Source organism: Bosea beijingensis (assembly GCF_030758975.1).
Classification (GTDB): Bacteria; Pseudomonadota; Alphaproteobacteria; order Rhizobiales; family Beijerinckiaceae; genus Allobosea; species Allobosea beijingensis.
Genome location: NZ_CP132359.1, coordinates 2570290 through 2590912, shown reverse-complemented (window position 1 = coordinate 2590912; position 20623 = coordinate 2570290). Strand labels below are relative to the sequence as shown.

Here is a 20623-nt window from a genome sequence, read left to right as displayed (position 1 = left end):
TTCCGGACCGGTGCCATGCCTGATTTCACGCTTTCCGCCGCTGCGGCCCTGCCCGTTGACGCCGGCGCCGCTGCGCTCGCCGGCCGCGTCTGGCGCCCCGATCTCGGCGGGCCTGCCGTGGTGACGCTCCGCGACGGGCAGGTCATCGACGTGACCCGGAGCTTCGCGACCAGCCGCGACCTCTGCGAAAGCGCCGATCCGGCCGCCGCGCTGCGGGCTGGCGCCGGTGATGCGGTCGGCTCGCTTGCCGACATCCTGGCCAATACGCCTGTGGATGGCCGCGATCCGCAGCGGCCCTGGCTGCTGTCGCCGCTGGACCTGCAGGCGGTGAAGGCGGCGGGCGTCACCTTCGCCGTCTCGATGCTGGAGCGCGTGATCGAGGAGAAGGCGCGCGGCAACCCGGCCGCCGCCGCGACGATCCGCGAGGAGATCGGCAAGCTGATCGGCGACGACCTGTCGAAGCTGAAGCCCGGCTCGTCCGAGGCGATGCATCTCAAGGACGTCCTGATCAAGCAGGGTGCCTGGAGCCAGTATCTCGAAGTCGGGATCGGGCCGGATGCCGAGATCTTCACCAAGGCACCGCCGATGTCGACGGTCGGCACCGGGGCGGATGCCGGCCTGCACCCGGCCTCGAGCTGGAACAATCCCGAGCCGGAAGTCGTGCTGATCGTCGCCTCCGACGGACGGATCGTCGGCGCCACGCTGGGCAACGACGTCAACCTGCGCGATGTCGAGGGCCGCTCGGCGCTGTTGCTCGGCAAGGCCAAGGACAACAATGCGGCCGCCGCGGTCGGCCCCTTCATCCGCCTGTTCGATGCCGGCTTCACGCTCGACCATGTCCGCAAGACCACGGTGACGCTGACCGTCGAGGGCGAGGACGGTTTCCGGCTGGAAGGCTCCTCCTCGATCGCCAGGATCAGCCGCGACCCGGCCGATCTCGCAGCGCAGATGATCGGCCCGCACCATCAGTACCCGGACGGGGCCGCGCTCTATCTCGGCACCATGTTCGCGCCGATCAAGGATCGCGATGCGCCCGGCGGCGGTTTCACCCACAAATACGGGGACATCGTCACCATCGCCGCGCCCGAGCTCGGCAGCCTGGTCAACCGGATGAAGCGCACCGACGAATGCGCGCCCTGGACCTATGGCGCCTCGCATCTGATGCGCCATCTCGCCGGGCGCGGGCTGCTGTGACCCGACGCCAGAACGGGCGGGCTGAAACGTAACCGCGCCTCGAAATCCCGGGTTCTTACCGAAATTCGGCGAGAGCCCGCCTTTCCGTCAGGCTGCTGGTAAGTTTTTTCTGCCAGAGAGCGGGCTGGACCAGGAGGGTTCGGCGTGGCGATGAGTGAGATCGGGAGACAGAGCTCCCAGGTCGGCACCAAGAGTGTGAGCGGCAAGGGCGCGATGGCAAGGATGGCCGGCTCACCCCTTGCCTGGATCATGGCGTTCGCGCTGGCGGCCGTCGCCGGCCTGATATTGCCGCTGCGCCTGCCGCTCGGGCCAAATGCCTGGGATACGGTGGTCTATCTCGACGCGATCCAGCGCATCGAGCTCGGCCAGGTCCCGACCATCGATTTCTTCGCGCCGATCGGCCCGCTCGGCTTCTATTTTGCCGCGGCGCTCGACATCGCTTTCCCCCAGGCGCAGCCGATGCTGCTGATCAACTGGGCGCTGCTGCCGGTCATGCTTCCGGTGCTGGCGCTTATCGCCGCCGAGGTCTCCCGGCGCTCCCGCCCGCAGGCGCTGGCGCTCGTTCTGCCCTTCCTGCTGTTCGCGGCGCTGCCGATCAACCTGCACGGGCTCTACCCCTCGCCCGGCTTCGACGGCTACGGCTTCTACAACCGCCATGTCGCGCTGCTGCTCTATCTGCTGATCGCCACCCTGATCTTCGTGCAGCGGCGCGGCCTCCGGATCGGGCTCGTCGCCGTGCTGATGCTGGCGCTGTTCCTGACGAAGGTCACCGGCGCCGTCTCCGGCACGCTTCTCGTTGGCTATGCCACGCAGAGCGGACGGATGCGATTCCGCGATGCGGTCATCGCAGCGGGCTTCGTCATCCTCGCGCTCGGCGTTCTGGAGCTCGCGACCGGGCTGTGCTCCGCCTATGTCCAGGATATCCTGACCCTGCTCGGCCTTAACACCGATACGCTGCTGCCGCGCTTCCTGACCGTGGCCTCGGTCAAGTTCAACGTGATCGGCCCGTCGCTGCTGCTGCTCGCCGCACTGGCCTATGCGTCCTGGCGCGACGGCCTGCCGACGACGCTGGCCGACTGGCGTGCCATGGCCGATGCCCCGATCGGCTGGTTCGCCGTGGGCCTGTTCGCACTCGCTCTGTTCGAGACGCAGAACACAGGCTCGCTCGAATTCATCGGGCTGTGGCCGATCGTCCTGCCGCTGCTGCTCGACTGGTGGGAGCGGCGCGAAGACCGCATGCGGCCAGTGGTTCTCGTGCTCGTGCTCGCGGTCACGCTGCCGAGCGCCGTGATCTGCCTGGAGCGAGGCATGCGCGCGATGATGGGTGCGGCGACCTATGTCGCGCTCGACGTGCCCGATCTCGGTCCGCTCGGCCGGATCAGCGTGAAGCGCGACATTGCCGCGCGCGCCACCGCGATGCTCGACCACTACGCGACGCAGCCGGAGGGCTATCGCGACCTGATCCGGCGCGACATCCTGCCCTCCTACACGCTCTATTCGGAGATCGACTATCAGGCGACATGGATGCTGGAGATCCAGCAGGCGATCACCGCGATCAAGGCCTGGGAGAGCGCCAACAAGCGCGAGCTCAACGGCTTCTTCACCTTCGATTTCGTCGATCCGCTGAACCGCCTGCTGGAACGCGCGCCGCCGCGGGTCGTGCCGGTCGGCGTCGATCCCGGCCGCAGCACGCCGGACCTGCAGCCGGGGACCATCGAAGCCCTCAGGCAGACCGACGCGATGCTGATGCCGAAATGCCCGGTGACGACGCCGCGCGAGATGATCCGCAGTCATTTCGCTGCCGCGCTCGAAGGGCGCGAGCGGATCGCGCTCGCGCCCTGCTGGGACATGTATCTGAGGAAATAGACCGGACCGGGATCAGCCGACCGCAGTCTGACCGGCTTCCCAGCCGAGGATGGCGCGCTTGCGCGTCAGGCCCCAGTGATATCCGGTCAGCGCGCCCGACTTGCCGATGACGCGGTGGCAGGGCACCACGAAGGAGATCGGGTTCTTGCCGACCGCCATGCCGACGGCGCGCGCGGCGCTGGGCTTGCCGATATGGTTGGCAACCTCGCCATAGGTCGTGGCGCAACCGACGGGGATGCGCAGCAGCGTCTCCCAGACCCTAACCTCGAAGTCGGTGCCGATCAGCACGACCCGCAGCGGCGTTTCGGCCGACCAGGCCTTCGGCTCGAAGATGCGGCCGGCATAGGGCGCCGTCAGCACCGGGTCGTAATGGTAATCGGCATGGGGCCAGCGCCGCATCATGTCGGCCAGCGCCTCGGCCCGGCCACCGACGACCTTGCCGCCATCGGCACTGTTCGAGACCCAGCCGAGCCCGGCAAGGCCGCGATCGGTGATGACCACCAGCGCCTCGCCGAAGGGCGATGCGTGGAAGCCGTAGGAGAGCTTCAGGCCCTCGCCGCCGGTCTTCCATTCGCCGGGCGACATCGCCTCATGCGTCACGAAGAGGTCGTGCAAACGGCCGGGGCCGGAAAGGCCGACTTCCAGTGCCGTATCGAGGATGCTGGCCGAAGACGACAGCAGTCCCTTGGCATGGTCGAGCGTGATCGCCTGCAGGAAGGCCTTCGGCGTCAGCCCGCACCAACGCCGGAAGAGATGATGGACATCGGTTGGGGTCGCGCCGGCGGCCTCCGCGATCGCCTCGATCGTCGGCTGTTCGCGCCAGTTATGGGTGATGAAGGAGAGGATGCGCCGGACGGTGTCATAGTCCGAGCCGGGGGCGACGGCCGGGAAATCGGCCTCGCTCGGCATCGCATCGGTGGCGCGCGCCAGCACCGCATTGGAGAAGCGCGTCGGGGTCATCGCCGTTTTCATGGAAGCGTGAGCGTTCATGGGAGCCTCGCATCATTCGTCATGATGCGAATCTAGGGTCTCCACCATGCCGTTCCCACCCGAAAGCTGGCAAGGGCGAGGTTGCCCTTCACATCGTCCCCATCCTCAGCCCGCATCCTGAGGAGCCGCATCAGCGGCGTCTCGAAGGATGCTCCAGATGGTTCCGGAGCCCCCCGGATCATCCTTCGAAACGGCCCTTGCGGGCCTCCTCAGGATGAGGGCTCATAAGGTCATGACTTCTCCCGCCGATGCCGTCATCGATCTCTACCAGCGCCATGCCGCCACCTATGACGGCCTGCGCGGCAAGCTGCTGATGGAAGGCCCCTGGCTCGCCCGTTTCCGGGACTTGCTCGCGCCCGATGCCACGGTCCTCGATATCGGCTGCGGCACCGGCCAGCCGATCGCACGCTACTTCATCGAGCAGGGCCATGCCGTCACCGGCGTCGATTCCGCCGCGGCGATGATCGCATTGTGCCGGGCCCGCTTTTCGGGGGGCGGCTGGGAGGTTGCCGACATGCGCAAACTCGCGCTCGGCCGCCGCTTCGGCGGGCTGATCGCCTGGGATTCGTTCTTCCACCTGACGCCCGAGGACCAGCGGGGGATGTTTCCGATCTTCGCAGCCCATGCCGCGCCGGGTGCGGCCCTGCTCTTCACCAGCGGCCCGGCCCATGGCGAAGCGATCGGCAGTTTCGAGGGCGAGGCGCTCTACCATGGCAGCCTCGACCCCGGGGAATACCGGGCCGTGCTGGCGGAGAACGGCTTTTCCGTCGTCGACCATGTCGTCGAGGACCCGAGCTGCGGCGGCCATACGATCTGGCTCGCTCAGGCCGGGCCTGCTCAGGGCGCGTTGTAGTCCGGGCCGCGGCGGGCGCTTGACAGGGCCGAACCCAGTGCATCGGCAAAGCCGGCGCGCTCATGCGGCGACAGGGCGGAGGCGACCGCGACGCTCTGCCCGCGCGAGACCAGATTCAGGCCGAGCAGGCCGTAATCCTCGTCATTCTGGCGTTCGAGCCGCGTCCAGATCGGATTGAAGCGCCAGACCGTCTCGCGGCCATGATGCGAGACCTTGCGCAGGAAGACCTCCAGCGGCGTCACCACGATGCGCTCGAACGAGCGCGCGTGCCGGAAATTGACGTGGAAGGCGACGAAGAGCGCCACGATGTCGATCCCGAAGAAACCCGCGACCGGCCAGGCGCCGAGCACGACGAAGGGGATCGAGGAGACCACGCTCGCCAGACAGATGAGCGTCATCACGATGCGGAACCCGTTCTGGCCGAGTGAGCGATGCGGCGTGATCGTCGCGTCGAAGACCGGCCGCTGCGACGCGTCCGCGATCTCGTTGCCAGGGCTCTCACTGCCGGTGCTCTTGCCGGGGTTCATCCGCGGATTATAACGCCGTCATGGATCAGCGGAACAGGCCCCCTCTTGTCGCGGCGCCGACAAAGCGCATCACGTTGCCGCGCGCCCGCAAGCCGGCGGAAATCTACGAGATCTTCCGCCGTTTCCAGGCAGCCAATCCCGAGCCCAAGGGCGAGCTGGACTACGTCAACGCCTTCACGCTGCTGGTCGCCGTCGTCCTGTCGGCTCAGGCGACCGATGTCGGGGTGAACAAGGCAACGCGCCCGCTCTTCGCCATTGCCGACACGCCGGAGAAGATGCTCGCGCTCGGCGAGGAGACCGTGCGCGAATACGTCAAGACGATCGGCCTCTACCGCACCAAGGCGAAGAACGTGATCGCACTCTGCGAGAAGCTGATCGCCGAGTATGGCGGCGAGGTGCCGGCGACGCGCGAGGCGCTGGAGAGCCTGCCCGGCGTCGGCCGCAAGACCGCCAATGTCGTGCTCAACATCGCCTTCGGCGAGATCACCCACGCCGTCGACACCCATGTCTTCCGCATCGCCAACCGCCTGCGCATCGCGCCGGGCAAGAACGTGCTGCAGGTCGAGCTCGGTCTGGAGAAGGCGGTGCCGCCCGAATTCGGACGGCACGCCCATCACTGGCTGATCCTGCACGGGCGCTACACCTGCAAGGCACAGCGCCCCGAATGCGTCCGCTGCATCCAGAACGACCTCTGCGATTCGGCCGACAAGCGGATCGCCTGAGGTCACTGGCAGCACCACGCTCGCGTCATGGTCGGGCTTGTCCCGACCATCCACGTCTTCACTCGTCGAGTGCCGTGTTCAAGACGTGGATGCTCGCCACAAGGGCGAGCATGACGGCGGTGCTCCCTCCCCTCACTTCGCGTCGAGCAAGTCCTTGACCGAGAGCAGGACGAGTTCGTTGTCGTCGGCCTTCTTCGGATCGCGCGAGGAGGAGAAGGGCAGGTTGTTGTCATTGCCGACGACGATGATGCCATTGATGCGATCGACCACGTCGACATTCTCGATGGTGAAGAAGGGGAAGGGCAGCACGCCATCGATGGCGCCCTGCTTCGCCTTGCCATCGGGGTCGGCGATCTTCAGGAGGTCGATGAAGCCGACCTTGCGCACCGGCTTGCCGACATTGGCCTCGTTCATCTCGATCTTCACGACGCGCTTGAACTTGGCGAGGTCTTGGAAGCAGTCCGGGCCCTTCTGGCCGGTGGCGCAGGCCTTGTCGGCGGTGCCCTCGCCGTTATCGCGCTCGATGATCAGCGCGGTCGTGGCGTCGATCATGTTGAAGTCGCCGATGGCGTTGCCCTTCTGCTCCAGCGGGTAGAGCCAGGAGCGGCCGGTCCATTTCTCGTTGGCGACGTCGAATTCGAGGATGCGCAGGACTTCCTTGCCGTCGACCTCCTCGTTGCCCTTGGTCTCGGCGTTCCAGAGCGGGCCTTCGAGCAGCGGATAGAGGAACCGGCCGTCCGGCGACTGCGCCATGCCCTCATAGCCCTTGGAGCGGCGCACATTGAAGGCCGGCATCGGCGCATCCGGCGCGCCGGGCGTGCTGATGGCATAGTGATCCGGCGAGCGGGCCGGCTTGCCGTCGACCTGCGTCTCGAACACGGCCTCGACCTTGCCGCTGGGATCGACGCGGATGAGATAGGGGCCGAATTCCTCGCCGATCCAGAACTTGCCGCCGATCGGCTGGATCGACTCGGGATCGAAATCCGCGCCGGTCAGATAGCGCTTCTCGGTGCCCTCATGGACGATGCGGAAGGGGACCTTCTTGTCGGGATCGTGCAGGAAGGTGGTCGAAAGGCGTTCGACCGCGCCCTTGCCGAAATCCGCCTTGAGTCGGTGGAAGAACAGCATCGCGTCCGGCGAGTTCGCCTTGGCACCGAAGCCGTTGTCGGTCAGCACCAGAAACTCGCCATTTCCCAGCGAGCGGATACCGGAAAAGCCCTGCAAGGGCTGGCCGGCGAAGGGTGTCGAGAGCCCGGTCGGGCGCCCGCCCGAGGTGCCCATCACCGTCCCGACCGCCTCGACGCGCTTGCCGGGCGTGACGAACTTGCCGGAGACCTTGAAATCGGCAGGCGCATCGGCCGGCGCCGGAATGATCGTGTTCGCCGGCAACAGGGCATGGCCGACGAGCTTCGCGGGGAATTCCTTCTGTGCGTCCTGCGCCCCTGCGAGGATGGTCGAGGACAACAACAGGGCGGCGATGAGCGGCAGGCGCATGGATGGCTCCGGGATTAAGGCGAAGCCTTCGCTTCACCCGCCGGGATTGCGCCCCGACGACAGCCCGGCGACCGTTCCATGACGGCTGCCAGCCAGATCATCCGACTGATTATTCAGTCCGATGATCTGGTTCTTTGATTTTGCATCGGCTGCTTCCGAAAACCGCGCTCCACTTTTCGGGCCGATGCTCCCCCGCTCAGTAGCCCCGCGCCGGATCGACCACGTTGATCAGCGGCTCGCCCGCTTCCAGCCGCCCGATCTGAGCGGCAACTGCCGTGGCGATCGCCTCGGGCTCCGACATCGCCGAGTTATGCGGCGTCACCGTCACGCCCGGATGGTTCCAGAGTCGCGATTCCACCGGCAGCGGCTCGACCTCGAAGACATCGAGCGTCGCACCCTTCAGCGTGCCCGCGTCGAGCGCGGCGAGGATATCGTCCGCGACCTGCAGGCCGCCGCGCCCGGCATTGATCAGGAACGGGCCGCCGAGGCGCCCGCCCTGCGCGAGGCCGGAGAGCATTTCGGCATTGATGATGCCGCGCGTGTCCGGCGTCAGCGGCAGGAGGCTGACGAGGATATCGGTGCGCGCGAGGAAGGCCTTCATGCCGTCCTCGCCGGAGAAGGTCTGAAGGTCTTCGATGGTCTTGGGCGAACGGCTCCAGCCGGCGACGTCGAAGCCCATGACGGCAAGCTTGCGGGCGGCGTCCTGACCGAGTTCGCCGAGCCCCATGATGCCGACGCGGACCGAACGGGCAGCCGGCTGGTTGCGATCGTCGTCCCAGCGCTTCTCGCGCTGCTGGCTGTCATAGCGGCGCTGCTGGCGCAGATAACTCAGGCAATGCAGGACGATATATTCGCTCATCCGCGTCGTCAGGTCGGGATCGACGATGCGCGCGATCGGCGCGGCCGGCAGTTTGTCGTCGGCGAAGAGGAAATCGACGCCCGCACCCAGCGAGAAGATCGCGGCGAGATTGGGCAGGCCGGTCAGGCTGCCGGGCGGGTGCTTCCAGCTCGCGACATAGTGGACGGCGCGACGGTCGAAGGGCTCGCCGAGGACGACGATCGGCATATCCGGCAGCAGCGCCTGGAAGCGCGCGCGCCAATCCTCGACATGCCAGCCCGTCATGGCCAGAAGCAGACTCATCCCGTAACCCTCTCCGTCAACCGTTCCACAACCAGCGGGCCGCGCGCCGCACCCTCTCCGATCCGGTATGCCTTGCGCAAGCGCTCGCTTGCCGCTTGGTAACCCGCATCGTCACGAGCATGGACGATGCCGAGCGGCCGATCGCGCCCGACCGCGTCGCCGATCCCCGCCAGTGCGACGATGCCGACGGCGTGGTCGATCGAGTCCTGCGGGCGCACGCGGCCGCCGCCGAGCGCCACGACGGCAAGCCCGACGGCGCGCGTATCGATGGAAGCGACCTGTCCGGGCGTTTCGGGATAGACCGGCTTCACGACCGGCGCAGCGACAAAATGCTTCTGCGGTGCCTCCAGCAGGTCGGCCGGGCCACCAAGCGCCACGATCATGCGGGCGAAACGCTCGGCCGCGGCGCCGGAGGCGAAGGCCTGCTCGATCTTGGCGCGGGCGGTGTCGATATCCGGCGCAAGCTTGCCGAGCAGCAGCATCTCCGCGGCGAGCGCGACCGTAACCTCGTGGAAGCGCGGCTCGCGATGGCGCCCCGTGAGGTGATCGAGCGCATAGGCGACCTCGAGCGCATTGCCGGCGGCCGAGGCGAGCGGCTCGCTCATGTCGGTGAGCAGGGCGGTGGTCGGCATGCCCGCGCCGTTGGCGACGCCGACCAATGCCTGCGCCAGGGCCTGCGCCTTGCCGTAATCCGGCAGGAAGGCGCCGGAGCCGAACTTCACGTCCATGGCGAGGCCGTGCAGGCCGGCTGCGAGCTTCTTGGACAGGATCGAGGCTGTGATCAGCGGCAGCGATTCCACCGTCGCGGTGACGTCGCGGATGGCATAGAGGCGCTTGTCGGCCGGAGCGAGATCGGCGGTCTGGCCGATGATGGCGCAGCCGGCCTCGCGCACGACCTTGCGGAAGAGTTCGATGCCGGGCTGGGTGACATAACCCGGCACCGCATCGAGCTTGTCGAGCGTGCCGCCGGTATGGCCGAGGCCGCGGCCGGAGATCATCGGGACATGGCCGCCGCAAGCCGCGACCGCCGCCGCCAGCGGCAGGCTGACGGTATCGCCGACGCCGCCGGTCGAATGCTTGTCGAGGGCGGGGCCCGGCAGGTCGTCCCAGCGCAGCACCGTGCCGGAATCGCGCATGGCCAGCGTCAGCGCGACACGCTCGCGTTCGCTCATGCCGTTGAAATAGACCGCCATGGCGAAGGCCGCGGCCTGGCCTTCGCTGACCGAACCGTCAGGCAAGCCGGCGATGAGCTGGCGGATATCGGCCTCGGGCAGTTCCGCACCGTCGCGCTTGGCGGCGATGATCTCCTGGGTCAGGCGCATCAATAGCTCCCACGCGGCGCGGCATCGGGCGCGGCACCGTCAATGGCCGTGACGAGCGCGCCATAGAGCCCGCTGGCGCCGAAGCGGAAGGTCGTTGGTGTCGCCCAATCCTCTCCCATGATCGCATCGGCGAGATCGAGATAGCGCGTGGCGTCGGCCAATGTCCTGATCCCGCCGGACGGCTTCAGCCCGACGGGGCGGCCCATTTCCGCGATGACGCTGAGCATCACGCGCGCCGCCGGGATGCTGGCCGAATTCGCGGTCTTGCCGGTCGAGGTCTTGATGAAATCGGCGCCGGCCGCGATCGCGAGCTCGGACGTGGTCCTGACCTTGTCGAGATTGGGATATTCGCCGGTTTCCAGGATCACTTTCAGCCGCCTTTCGCCGCAGAGCGACTTGACGTTGCGCACCATGGCGGCCGCCGCCGTCGTCTGGCCCGCCAGAACCACCCGCCAGGGCAGGACGAGGTCGATCTCGTCGGCGCCCGCCGCGAGCGCCTCCTCCGTCTCGCGCATGGCCGGGGCGATCGGGGTGTCGCCACCGGGAAAGTTCACGACGGTCGCGATGCGGACCGGGCCGTCGCCGAGCTCGGTCCGCGCCGCCGCGACGAAGCGCGGCCACAGGCATATGGCAGCGACCGGCACGGGGCCGGAGACGGCGCGCAGGCAGAGATCGCGCGTGCCCGCTTCCGTGGCATCGTCGGCGAGATCGGTCAGATCGAGCAGCGCGAGCGCGCGCCGGGCGAGATCGGCATCGGACATGGCTTACAGCTCCGACAGGAAGGCGCGTACCAGGCGCTTGAGCGCGCCCGCCGCGAGGCCCGCGACATCGCGCGTCTCGGTATGGTGCGGCGTGCCGCCATGCAGCCCCGCGCCCATATTGGTGACGATGGACAGGCCGGCAACGCGCAGGCCGTGGCGGCGCGCCAGGATCACCTCCGGCACGGTCGACATGCCCACGAGATCGGCGCCCAGGACCTTCGCCATGCGGATCTCGGCCGGCGTCTCGAAGCTCGGCCCGGTGAACCACATGTAGACGCCCTCACCGAGCGGGATCGCCGCCCGCTGCGCCGCGCGCTTGAAGCGGCCGCGCAGATGCGGGTCATAGGCATCGACCATCGGCACGAAGCGGCCATCGCCCGTGTCGCCGATCAGCGGGTTGGGGCCGTTCAGGTTGATATGATCGGTGATGAGGGCAAGGCTGCCGGGGCGCATCTCGGCCGAGAGCGAGCCCGCCGCATTGGTCAGGATCAATGGCGGCGAGCCGAAGGCGGTGAGCACGCCGAGCGGCACGCGCATCACCGCAGAATCGCCGCCCTCATAATAATGGGCGCGGCCTTCGTAGATCAGCATCTTGCGGCCATGCAGCGTGCCATAGCAGAGCTGACGGGCATGGCCCGAAACCTCGCCGCGCGGAAAGCCCGGCAGATCGGCATAGGGAATCCGGATCGCGTCCTGGATATCCTCTGCGACGGCGCCGAGGCCGGTGCCGAGCACGATCGCGCAATCGATCGCATCGACGCCCCGTTCCGCCAGAATCGACGCCACCTTGTCGAAGGCCGGATCGGCCGCCATCGCACGTTCCCTTCCGGCTGCCGCAGCAGCCCAAATCACCGCGGCAAATTGGCCGGTCCGAAGGAGGCTGGCAACAGCTCCTCCAGGGTGAAGCGCGCGCGGATGCCTTCGGGGCCGGCGATCGCGACCGGCGTTTCCGGCGCAGCGAATTCGCGGATGCGCTGGCGGCATGCGCCGCAGGGCGTGACCAGCTCGGCGCCCTCGCCGAAGACCAGCACGGCCCGGATCGCCTTGCCGCCAGCCGCGATCATCGCCGCGATCGCCCCGGCCTCGGCGCAGGAACCGACGGGATAGGCGGCGTTCTCGACATTGCAGCCGGCATGGACCGTGCCGTCATCGCCGAGCAGCGCGGCCCCGACCTTGAAGCGCGAATAGGGCGCATAGGCCCGCTTCTGGATCGCGGCGGCAGCGGCGAACAGGGCCTCGAAATCGGGTTCGGCCGGCAATTCAGCGTTCCTTGACATAGGGCAGGCCGGAGGCCCTGGGCGGGGTCGCCTTGCCGATGAAGCCGGCGAGCAGGACGATCGTCATCAGATAGGGCAAGGCCTGGATCGCTTCCACCGGCACGAGGCCGATGCCGGGCAATGTCACGCCCTGAAGCCGGATCGCAACGGCATCGAGCAGGCCGAAGAGCAGGCAGGCGCCGAGCGCCGGCCAGGGCCGCCAATTCGCGAAAATCACGGCCGCGAGCGCGATGAAGCCGCGCCCCGCCGTCATATGCGGCAGGAAGCCGGCCGATTGCGCGACGGCGAGATAGGTGCCGCCGATGCCGCAGAGCACACCGCAGATCGCAACGGCGCCGTAGCGCAGGCCGGCGACCGAGATGCCGGCCGTGTCGACCGCTGCCGGGTTCTCGCCGACGGCGCGGATGCGCAGGCCGAAGCGCGTGCGCTTCAGCACGAGCGCGGTGACGAGGACACCGAGAAAGGCGAGATAGGCTGGAGCGGCATGGCCGGAGACGACCTCGTCATAGATCAGGCCGAGCCCGGGCACGTGCTCGCGCGCCCAGCGGGCGAAGGGCAAGGTGATCTCGCCGAAGCGGGCCGGGCCTTCGAGCGAGGGGGTGCGCCCGCCCTGCGCATACCAGGCATTGCCGAGGATGACGGTGAGACCCGCCGCCAGCATGTTGATGGCGACCCCGGAGACGATCTGGTTGCCGCGCCAGGTGATGGCGGCGAAGCCATGGACCAGCGCCAGCGCCAGAGCGGCGAGGATGCCGGCACCAAGCCCGATCCAGGCCGAGCCGGTGACGAAGGCCGCGACCGCCGAGGCGAAGGCGGCGACAAGCATCTTGCCCTCGAGCCCGATATCGACGACCCCGGCCCGCTCCGACCACAAGCCCGCCATCGCCGCGCAGATCAGCGGGATCGAGAGCCGGATCGTCGAATCGAGCACGACGGCGATGGTCTGGAGCAGGTCCATCGTCAGCCGCCCCGCCTTGTCATTCCGGGGCCCTGCGCAGCGAAGAACCCGGAACCTACGACTGGGTACGCGCTTTCGCAACGACGACGAACGGTCTCACCCGGTCGTAGGTTCCGGGTTCGGTCCTGCGGACCGCCCCGGAATGACAAGGTTGCGGATCCTGTCATGACGCGCGTCCCATCCCGAGCGCCCCCGCCACCAGCCGCCGGAACAGCCCGTCGAGCGCGCCGGCAAACAGCACGAGCACGCCGCCGATGACCACGACCATGTCGCGGGTGATCGCCGGCTTGTCGAAGGAAAGCTCGGCGCCGCCCTGATAGAGCACGCCAAAGAGGAGGGCAGCGAGCCCGACGCCCGCCGGGTGGCCACGCCCCATCAGAGCGACGGCGATGCCGACGAAACCGTAGCCGGCGGTGAAATCGAGCACGAGCCGGTGCTGGACACCCAGCGCCTCGTTGACCGCGAGCCCGCCGGCAAGCGCGCCCGAAATCGCCATCGCGATCATGGTGACGGCGGCCGGTGAGATGCCGGCATAGGCGGCGGCGCGCGGATTGGCGCCGACGGTGCGGATCGCATAGCCCAGTCGCGTGCGCCAGATCAGCAGCCAGACCGCGACGAGCGCCATCAGCGCGAGGAAGAAGGCGCTGTTCAGCGGGGTCGAGGGCAGCTTCAGGCCAAACGGCGCAAGCAATTGATGCATCGGCGTCAGGATGGCGCCGGCCGGGAAATCCAGCGTCTCGGGCTGCATCGAGCCCGGCTTCCCGATGACCTCGCGCAGCAGATAGACGATCAGCGTCGCGGCGACGAAGTTCAGCATGATCGTGGTGATGACGACATGGCTGCCGCGCTTCGCCTGAAGCCAGCCGGGAATGAAAGCCCAGAGCGCGCCGCCCGCCGCCGCGCCGAGGATCGCGAAGGGCGCGGCAAGGAAGCCGGGCAGGGCGGGAAGCGCGAGGCAGGCGATCGCCATGGCAATGCCGGCGACCGTCGCCTGCCCCTCGCCGCCGATGTTGAACAGGCCGGCATGGAAGGCGACGGCGACCGCGAGCCCGGTGAAGACGAAGTTCGTGGCGTAGTAAAGCGTGAAGCCGATGCCCTCAGTGCTGCCGAGCGCACCGCGCAGCAGCAGCGCCGTCGCCTCCAGCGGATTCTCGCCGATGCCGACGACCACGAGCCCGGCGACGAGCAGGGCCGCGATCACCGAGACGAGCGGCACCAGCGCGACATCCGCCCAGCGGGGCAGTTCGACGGGGGCGGCGCTCATGCGGCCTCGTCCGTCACGCCGGCCATCAGCAGGCCAAGATCGCGTTCGTCGGCCGCTTCGGCGACACGCTCGCCGGTGATCCGACCGCCGCACATGGCGATGATCCGGTCGGAGAGCGCCATCACCTCCTCCAGCTCGACCGAGACGAGCAGGATCGCGACGCCTTGATCGCGCAAAGCCACCAGCCGGCGATGGATGAACTCGATCGCGCCGATATCGACGCCGCGCGTCGGCTGGCCGACGAGCAGGACTTTCGGGCCGCGCTCGATCTCGCGGGCGAGCACGATCTTCTGCTGGTTGCCGCCGGAGAATTTCGCCGTCTTCAGCGCCGGATCGGGCGGGCGCACGTCATAAGCCGTGAAAGCCTCGCGGGCATGGGCCTCGATGCGGGCCGGCGAGAGCAGCGGGCCGGCGCCGAAGGCGGGGTCGTGCTGATAGCCGAGGATGGCGTTCTCGGCGGCCGAGAAGGCGGTGACGAGACCGCTGCGATGGCGATCCTCGGGGATATGCATCAGCCCGAACTTGCGCAATCGCGCCGGATGGCGATCGGCAGCGGCCAATATCTGCCCGCCCAACCGGATCACGCCGCGGCTCGGCTGGATCAGGCCTGCCAGAACCTCCAGCAATTCGCTCTGGCCGTTTCCGGCGACACCGGCGATGCCGACGATCTCGCCTTCATGGAGCGTGAGATTGACGTCCTTCAGGGTTTCGGTGCCGCGCCCGTCGCGGCAGGTGAGGCCGACCGCCTCCAGCGCCGGCGCTCCGCGCTCGCGCGGCTGCTTCTCGACCCGGAGCAGCACGCGCCTTCCGACCATCGCCTCGGCCAAAGCCGGCGGCGAGGTTTCGGCGGTGGCGACATGGGCGACCATCTCGCCGCGGCGCATCACCGAGACCCGGTCGGTGACGTCCATGATCTCGCGCAGCTTGTGGGTGATCAGTATCACCGTCTTGCCCTGCGCCTTCAGCGCCCGGAGCAAGGCAAAGAGCTGGTCGGCCTCGGCCGGGGTCAGCACCGCCGTCGGCTCGTCGAGGATGAGGATCTCGGCACCACGATAGAGCGCCTTGAGGATCTCGACGCGCTGCTGCAGGCCGACGGAGAGCTCGCCGACGATGGCATCGGGATCGATCGCGAGGCCGTAATCCTGCGAGAGTTTTGAAAGCGCGGCGCGCGCCTTGCCGATGCCGCCTTTCAGAAAGGCCCCGCCCTCGGCGCCGAGCACGACGTTCTCGACGACACTCAAGGTCTCCACCAGCATGAAATGCTGATGGACCATGCCGATGCCCGCCGCGATGGCGTCAGCCGGGGAGCGGATGCGGCGCGGCTCGCCTGCTATCCTGATCTCGCCGGCATCGGCCTCGTAGAAACCGTAGAGGATCGACATCAGCGTCGACTTGCCGGCGCCGTTCTCGCCGACGATGCCGTGGATCGAGCCGGCCGCGACCGAGAAGGACACGTCCCTGTTGGCGGCGACCGGGCCGAAGCGCTTGGAGATGCCAGTGAGCTCGATGGCGGGCGCGGAACTCAAGGGAGCCGCCCGCGCCTCACATCGTGCATTTCTGGTCGGACATGTAATCGTGGACCTTGACCGTGCCGGCGATGATGTCGGCCTTGGCCTTGTCGGCGGCGGCCTTCATCTCCGGCGTGATCAGGGCCTTGTTGGCATCGTCCAGCGCCCAGTCGATGCCCTCTTCCTTCAGGCCGAGCACGGAGACACCGGGCTTCCAGGAACCGTCCTGCGCCGCCTTGAAGGAGTTGTAGGCGGCGATGTCGACGCGCTTCAGCATCGAGGTCAGCACCTTGCCGGGATGCAGCGCGTTCTGGTTGGAATCGACGCCGATGCCGAGCTTGCCGGCATCGGCCACCGCGCGGAGCACGCCGATGCCGGTGCCGCCGGCGGCGTGATAGACCACGTCGGCGCCGCGATCGATCTGCGACTTCGCGAGCTCGCCGCCCTTGACCGGGTCGTTCCAGGCGGCAGGCGTCGAGCCGGTCATGTTCTGGAAGATCTCGGCATCGGCCTTGCCGGCCTTGACGCCCTGGACATAGCCACAGGCGAATTTGCGGATCAGCGGGATATCCATGCCGCCGACGAAGCCGACCTTGCCCGATTTCGAGGCCATCGCCGCGAGCAGGCCGACGAGATAGGAGCCCTCATGCTCCTTGAAGACGACCGACTGCACGTTCGGCAATTCGACGACCATGTCGATGATCGTGAATTTCAGGTTGGGGAACTCGGCCGCGACCTTCTGCAGGGCGGTGGCCTGCGAGAAGCCGACGGCGATGATCGGCGAATGGCCGTCGCGGGCGAAGCGGCGCAGGGCCTGCTCGATCTGGGCGTCGTTGGTCGGCTCGAAATCGCGGAAGTCGACATTCGTTTCCTTCTTGAACTTCTCGGCACCGATGAAGACGCCCTCGTTGAAGGATTTGTCGAACTTGCCGCCCTTGTCATAGACGATCGCGGGCTTGATCGTTTGCGGCTGCGCCAGGGCCGCCACACCGGAAAGCGCAACGGCGGCGAGCACCGCCGCGAAAGAACCCAAACGCATGGAAGCGATCCCCTGTTGCAGCCGGGCGCCGTTGTCCGGCCCTCGATGGCGGCACGATGGCATGGCCCGGGCGCGCGGCCAAGCTGGCGAAAGGTCATGTTCATGACGACGGCACGGTCGTGCAGGCATGGCGATTGCCGAGGGGCCGCTCCCGGCCTTAGGCTGCCGGCCATGATGCTGAACGACGACGAGATCGAGCGCTATGCGCGCCACATCGTCCTGCCGGAAATCGGCGGGCCGGGCCAGCAGCGGCTGAAGAACGCGCGCGTTCTGGTCGTCGGCGCCGGCGGGCTCGGCGCGCCCCTGATCCAGTATCTGGCGGCGGCCGGGGTCGGCAAGATCGGCATCGTCGACGATGACATCGTCTCGCTCTCGAACCTGCAGCGCCAGACCATCTTCACGACCGAGGATATCGGCGCGCACAAGGCGGTGGCTGCGGCCCGCTTCGTGCGCAATCTCAATCCGAATGTGGTGGTCGAGGAGCATGTCACGCGGCTCGACCCACATAATGCCCGCGCGCTGATCGCCTTCTACGACGTCGTCGCCGAAGGCTCCGACAATTTCGCGACGCGCTATGCCGTGACCGATTCCTGCTTCCACGAGCGCAAGCCGGTGGTGATGGGCGCTCTCGGCCGTTTCGACGGCTCGCTCACCACGATCCGTGCCCATGAGGCAGGGCCTGACGGGCGGCCCAACCCGACCTGGCGCTGCCTCTTCCCGGAAGCGCCGCCGCCGGGCGCGATCCCGACCTGCGCGGAGGCCGGGGTGCTCGGCGCCCTGCCCGGCGTGATCGGCTCGCTGATGGCGCTGGAGGTGGTGCGCACTGTTACCGGCTTCGGCGAGCCGCTCGTCGGCAAGCTGCTGCTGGTCGATTCGCTGACGATGCGCTTCGAGACGCTGCGCTATGGCTGGGACGAGGCCAATCCGCTGAACGGCACGGGCTCAAGCGAAGGCCGATCTTAACCGATCCCTGCTAGCAAGCCCCATCGAGAACGATGGGGAAGGGCGCCATGCAGGCTGGCGGCACGATCGGAGCGGGAGTTTCGACGCGAGCGACCTGGCTCCCGAACCTGCCGCTCGCCCTGCTCGGCATCGCCATCCTCGCCTGCGCGTTCTTGCTGACGCTGCCCCTGACGCTGCCGCTCGGGCCGATGTACTGGGACCTCGTTCTCTATCTCGACGCGGCCAATCGCATCGGCGACGGGCAGGTGCCGTTGATCGACTTCATCGCGCCGGTCGGCCCGCTTGGCTACTGGCTCTTCGCCGGGTTCGACGCGCTGTTTCCGCGTGCCCATCCCCTGCTCACGGCGCAATGGTGCCTGTTCGCCGTGACGGCGCCGGCCATGGCGCTGATCCTGCACAAGGTCGGCCAGCAGTCACGCGCCAGAGCGTTGGCGCTGCTCCTGCCCTATCTCGCCTTCCAGATCCTGCCGATCAATGTCGAGCATTACTCGTTCTTCCCGGGCACCGACGGCTTCGGCATCTACAACCGGCATGTCAGCATCGTGCTCTACGTGCTGGTCGCAGGCCTCGTCTTCCTGCGCGGCCCCGCGCTCGGCGCCATCATCGGCTGGACGCTGACCGCCCTGTTCCTGATCAAGATCACCGGCTTCCTCGCTGGCGGCCTCGTCACGGCCTTCGCCTTCGCGGCCGGGCGGATCGGCTGGCGCCAGAGCCTCCTGATCGCCGCGGCGGCAGGGATCGGGCTGTTCGGGCTCGAACTCACGACCGGGCTGGTCAGCGCCTATCTCGGCAGCATCCTCGCGCTGATCGCAATCAATGCCGGTGGCATCCTGCCGCGCTTCGTCCAGGCGGCCTCGCTGCATCTCGACATCGTTGGCGCCGGGACGGCGCTCGGGCTCGCCCTGCTCTGGCTGGATCGGCGGGGCATCGCGGAGGCCGCGCTAGCGCTGCGCCGGCAGCCTTCCGCTGCGGGTTTCGCCCGTCTGCTCGACCGCGACGTCGCCTGGCTTGCGGTCGCCCTCGCGGCGGGGCTGTTCTTCGAAACCCAGAACACCGGCGGGCAGGCCTTCATCTTCATCTGGCCGGTGCTTCTGGTGATCCTGTCACACTGGCTCGGCAGCGGGCGTCGCGGCGCGCTCGTGGTCTGCGGCCTCGTCGCGGCGACGGCAATCCCGCCGGCCGAAACCGTGCTCCAGCGCGGCGCGCGGGCGCTGATGGCGCAGGCGGGCTATGCCGCCCTGCCGAACCAGCATCTCGGCCGGCTCGGCCAGGTTTCACAGCATGCCGACGTCATGAACCGCGCCAGCGCGATGCTCGACATCTATGCGACCCATCCGGCGACCTTCCGGGAATTCACCGCCCGCGAGATGCTGCCGAATCCGCAGCTCTATTCCGAGCTCGACTTCCAGGCCTCCTGGCTGCTGGCGGTCGACGAGGGCGTCTCGGCGATCCTGGCGCATGAGCAGGCGAGCGGGCGGCGCTTCGAGACGATCATGAGCCTCAACTTCGTCAACCCGTTCCCCGCCGTGATGGGCCGCAGCGCGCCACGCGGAATCGCCATCGGCGCCGACCCGTTCCGCGCCGTGCCGAAGCCGGATTCCGAGGAGATCGCGCTCGCCCGCGAGGCCGACCTCGTGCTCTATCCGCTCTGCCCGATCACGGTCGCGAACGAGGCCCTGCGCAAGATCTACGCGCCGGTCCTGACGGGCCGGCGGGAGATCGCGCTCGGACGCTGCTGGAAGGGCTATGTGAAGCCGGATTAGCGCCCGCGCTTCGCCTCGATCACGTCGAAGAGCTGCGCCGCGAGGTCCGGGCCGCCGAGCTTCTTGATCGCGCGCACGCCGGTCGGCGCGGTGACGTTGATCTCGGTGAGCTTGCCATGGATCACGTCGATGCCAACGAGCAGCAGGCCGCGCTCGCGCAGCGTCGGGCCGATCGCCTCGCAGATCGCCAGCTCCTGCTTCGACAGGTCGGTCGGACGCGCCGCCCCGCCCCGCACCATGTTGGCGCGAAGATCGCCCACCGCCGGGACGCGATTGACGGCGCCCGCCGCCTTGCCGTCGATCAGGATGATGCGCTTGTCGCCCTCGGTGACCTCCTTGATGAAGCCCTGCACCACCCAGGGCTCGCGGAAGAGGTTGCTGAACAGGTCGAAGAGCGAGCCGAAATTCGGGTCGGTCTTGCTGGTCTTGAACACCGTCGCGCCGCCATGGCCGTAGAGCGGCTTCATGACGATCTCGCCATGCTCGTCGCGGAAGGCCTCGATCTCCGCCTTGTCGCGGGTGATCAGCGTCGGCGGCATCAGCTCCGGGAAATGGGTGACGAGGATTTTCTCGGGCGCGTTGCGCACCGAGGTCGGGTCGTTGACCACCAGCGTCTTCGGGTGGATGCGCTCCAGCATATGCGTCGTGGTGACATAGGCCATGTCGAAGGGCGGGTCCTGCCGGAGCAGGACTACATCGAGGGTCGACAGGTCGACCTTTTCCTCGGCGCCGGCGGTGAAATAGTCGCCCTCGGCATCGCGCACCTTCACCGGGCGCATCGGCGCCGTGACCTTGCCGTCGCGCATCGAGAGCTTGTCGGGCGTGTAGGTATAGAGCGTGTGGCCGCGCGCCTGCGCTTCCAGCATCAGCGCGAAGCCGGTATCCCCGGCGATCCGGATGCGCTCGATCGGGTCCATCTGGATGGCGACGTTGAGGCTCATGACAGGCTTCCTGTTGCAGGCCGTCCTTATCGGGCCGCGG

At 67.9% G+C, this 20623-nt stretch carries 19 protein-coding genes; 6 read left to right on the top strand and 13 right to left on the bottom strand.

Annotated features, from left to right (window positions below):
* Window positions 1–15 precede the first annotated feature (15 nt).
* Together Q9235_RS12475 and Q9235_RS12470 are read left to right on the top strand one after the other, a co-directional pair.
* Window positions 16–1194 (top strand): fumarylacetoacetate hydrolase family protein, encoded by a 1179-nt coding sequence (locus tag Q9235_RS12475; RefSeq protein WP_306227722.1) that lies wholly within the window; start codon window positions 16–18, stop codon window positions 1192–1194.
* A 222-nt stretch (window positions 1195–1416) separates the two neighbouring features.
* Complete coding sequence (locus Q9235_RS12470; RefSeq protein ID WP_306227718.1) at window positions 1417–3060, top strand: hypothetical protein; 1644 nt, start codon at window positions 1417–1419, stop codon at window positions 3058–3060.
* 12 nt (window positions 3061–3072) lie between these two features.
* On the opposite strand, the gene Q9235_RS12465 is transcribed toward Q9235_RS12470, so the two are convergent.
* Window positions 3073–3969, bottom strand: coding sequence for a methylated-DNA--[protein]-cysteine S-methyltransferase (locus Q9235_RS12465; RefSeq protein ID WP_306228247.1), 897 nt, complete (start codon window positions 3967–3969; stop codon window positions 3073–3075).
* A 313-nt stretch (window positions 3970–4282) separates the two neighbouring features.
* Between Q9235_RS12465 and Q9235_RS12460 the strand changes: the two genes are divergently transcribed.
* Window positions 4283–4903, top strand: a complete 621-nt coding sequence (locus tag Q9235_RS12460; protein WP_306227715.1) for a class I SAM-dependent DNA methyltransferase — start codon at window positions 4283–4285, stop codon at window positions 4901–4903.
* On the opposite strand, the gene Q9235_RS12455 is transcribed toward Q9235_RS12460, so the two are convergent.
* A complete protein-coding gene (locus Q9235_RS12455) occupies window positions 4888–5430 on the bottom strand; it encodes a DUF2244 domain-containing protein (protein ID WP_306227713.1) in 543 nt (180 codons plus the stop codon). The genes Q9235_RS12460 and Q9235_RS12455 overlap by 16 nt on opposite strands.
* Before the next feature lie 20 nt (window positions 5431–5450).
* On the opposite strand from Q9235_RS12455, the gene nth reads away from it, so the two are divergent.
* Window positions 5451–6152, top strand: coding sequence for an endonuclease III (gene nth / locus Q9235_RS12450; protein ID WP_306227710.1), 702 nt, complete (start codon window positions 5451–5453; stop codon window positions 6150–6152).
* Between the two features lie 132 nt (window positions 6153–6284).
* Here nth and Q9235_RS12445 read toward each other — a convergent pair whose 3' ends face one another.
* The 10 genes from Q9235_RS12445 to Q9235_RS12400 form a co-directional block, all read right to left on the bottom strand.
* Window positions 6285–7646 carry an esterase-like activity of phytase family protein gene (locus Q9235_RS12445; RefSeq protein ID WP_306227707.1) on the bottom strand — a complete coding sequence of 454 codons (1362 nt, stop codon included), beginning with the start codon at window positions 7644–7646 and terminating at the stop codon, window positions 6285–6287.
* Between the two features lie 196 nt (window positions 7647–7842).
* A complete protein-coding gene (locus tag Q9235_RS12440) occupies window positions 7843–8787 on the bottom strand; it encodes a 2-hydroxyacid dehydrogenase (RefSeq protein WP_306227704.1) in 945 nt (314 codons plus the stop codon).
* Window positions 8784–10109, bottom strand: a complete 1326-nt coding sequence (deoA, locus tag Q9235_RS12435) for a thymidine phosphorylase (RefSeq protein ID WP_306227701.1) — start codon at window positions 10107–10109, stop codon at window positions 8784–8786. The genes Q9235_RS12440 and deoA overlap by 4 nt, the downstream gene beginning before the upstream one ends.
* A complete protein-coding gene (gene deoC, locus Q9235_RS12430) occupies window positions 10109–10870 on the bottom strand; it encodes a deoxyribose-phosphate aldolase (protein WP_306227698.1) in 762 nt (253 codons plus the stop codon). Before deoC ends, deoA begins: the two co-directional genes overlap by 1 nt.
* A 3-nt stretch (window positions 10871–10873) precedes the next feature.
* Window positions 10874–11683, bottom strand: a complete 810-nt coding sequence (locus tag Q9235_RS12425; RefSeq protein ID WP_306227695.1) for a purine-nucleoside phosphorylase — start codon at window positions 11681–11683, stop codon at window positions 10874–10876.
* A gap of 35 nt (window positions 11684–11718) precedes the next feature.
* On the bottom strand, window positions 11719–12129 hold the full coding sequence (locus Q9235_RS12420; RefSeq protein ID WP_306227693.1) for a cytidine deaminase: 411 nt from the start codon (window positions 12127–12129) through the stop codon (window positions 11719–11721).
* Window position 12130: 1 nt separating this feature from the next.
* Window positions 12131–13105 carry an ABC transporter permease gene (locus tag Q9235_RS12415; RefSeq protein ID WP_306227690.1) on the bottom strand — a complete coding sequence of 325 codons (975 nt, stop codon included), beginning with the start codon at window positions 13103–13105 and terminating at the stop codon, window positions 12131–12133.
* 163 nt (window positions 13106–13268) lie between these two features.
* Complete coding sequence (locus Q9235_RS12410) at window positions 13269–14369, bottom strand: ABC transporter permease (protein WP_306227687.1); 1101 nt, start codon at window positions 14367–14369, stop codon at window positions 13269–13271.
* Window positions 14366–15895 (bottom strand): ABC transporter ATP-binding protein, encoded by a 1530-nt coding sequence (locus tag Q9235_RS12405; protein ID WP_306227683.1) that lies wholly within the window; start codon window positions 15893–15895, stop codon window positions 14366–14368. Before Q9235_RS12405 ends, Q9235_RS12410 begins: the two co-directional genes overlap by 4 nt.
* Window positions 15896–15911: 16 nt before the next feature.
* Window positions 15912–16916 (bottom strand): BMP family lipoprotein, encoded by a 1005-nt coding sequence (locus Q9235_RS12400; RefSeq protein ID WP_306227680.1) that lies wholly within the window; start codon window positions 16914–16916, stop codon window positions 15912–15914.
* A gap of 171 nt (window positions 16917–17087) precedes the next feature.
* Between Q9235_RS12400 and Q9235_RS12395 the strand changes: the two genes are divergently transcribed.
* Both Q9235_RS12395 and Q9235_RS12390 read left to right on the top strand, forming a co-directional pair.
* Window positions 17088–17879, top strand: a complete 792-nt coding sequence (locus tag Q9235_RS12395; RefSeq protein WP_306227678.1) for a HesA/MoeB/ThiF family protein — start codon at window positions 17088–17090, stop codon at window positions 17877–17879.
* A 47-nt stretch (window positions 17880–17926) separates the two neighbouring features.
* Complete coding sequence (locus Q9235_RS12390) at window positions 17927–19642, top strand: hypothetical protein (RefSeq protein ID WP_306227676.1); 1716 nt, start codon at window positions 17927–17929, stop codon at window positions 19640–19642.
* Here the strand turns inward: Q9235_RS12390 and gshB are convergent.
* Window positions 19639–20583 (bottom strand): glutathione synthase, encoded by a 945-nt coding sequence (gene gshB / locus Q9235_RS12385; RefSeq protein ID WP_306227673.1) that lies wholly within the window; start codon window positions 20581–20583, stop codon window positions 19639–19641. The genes Q9235_RS12390 and gshB overlap by 4 nt on opposite strands.
* Window positions 20584–20623 lie beyond the last annotated feature (40 nt).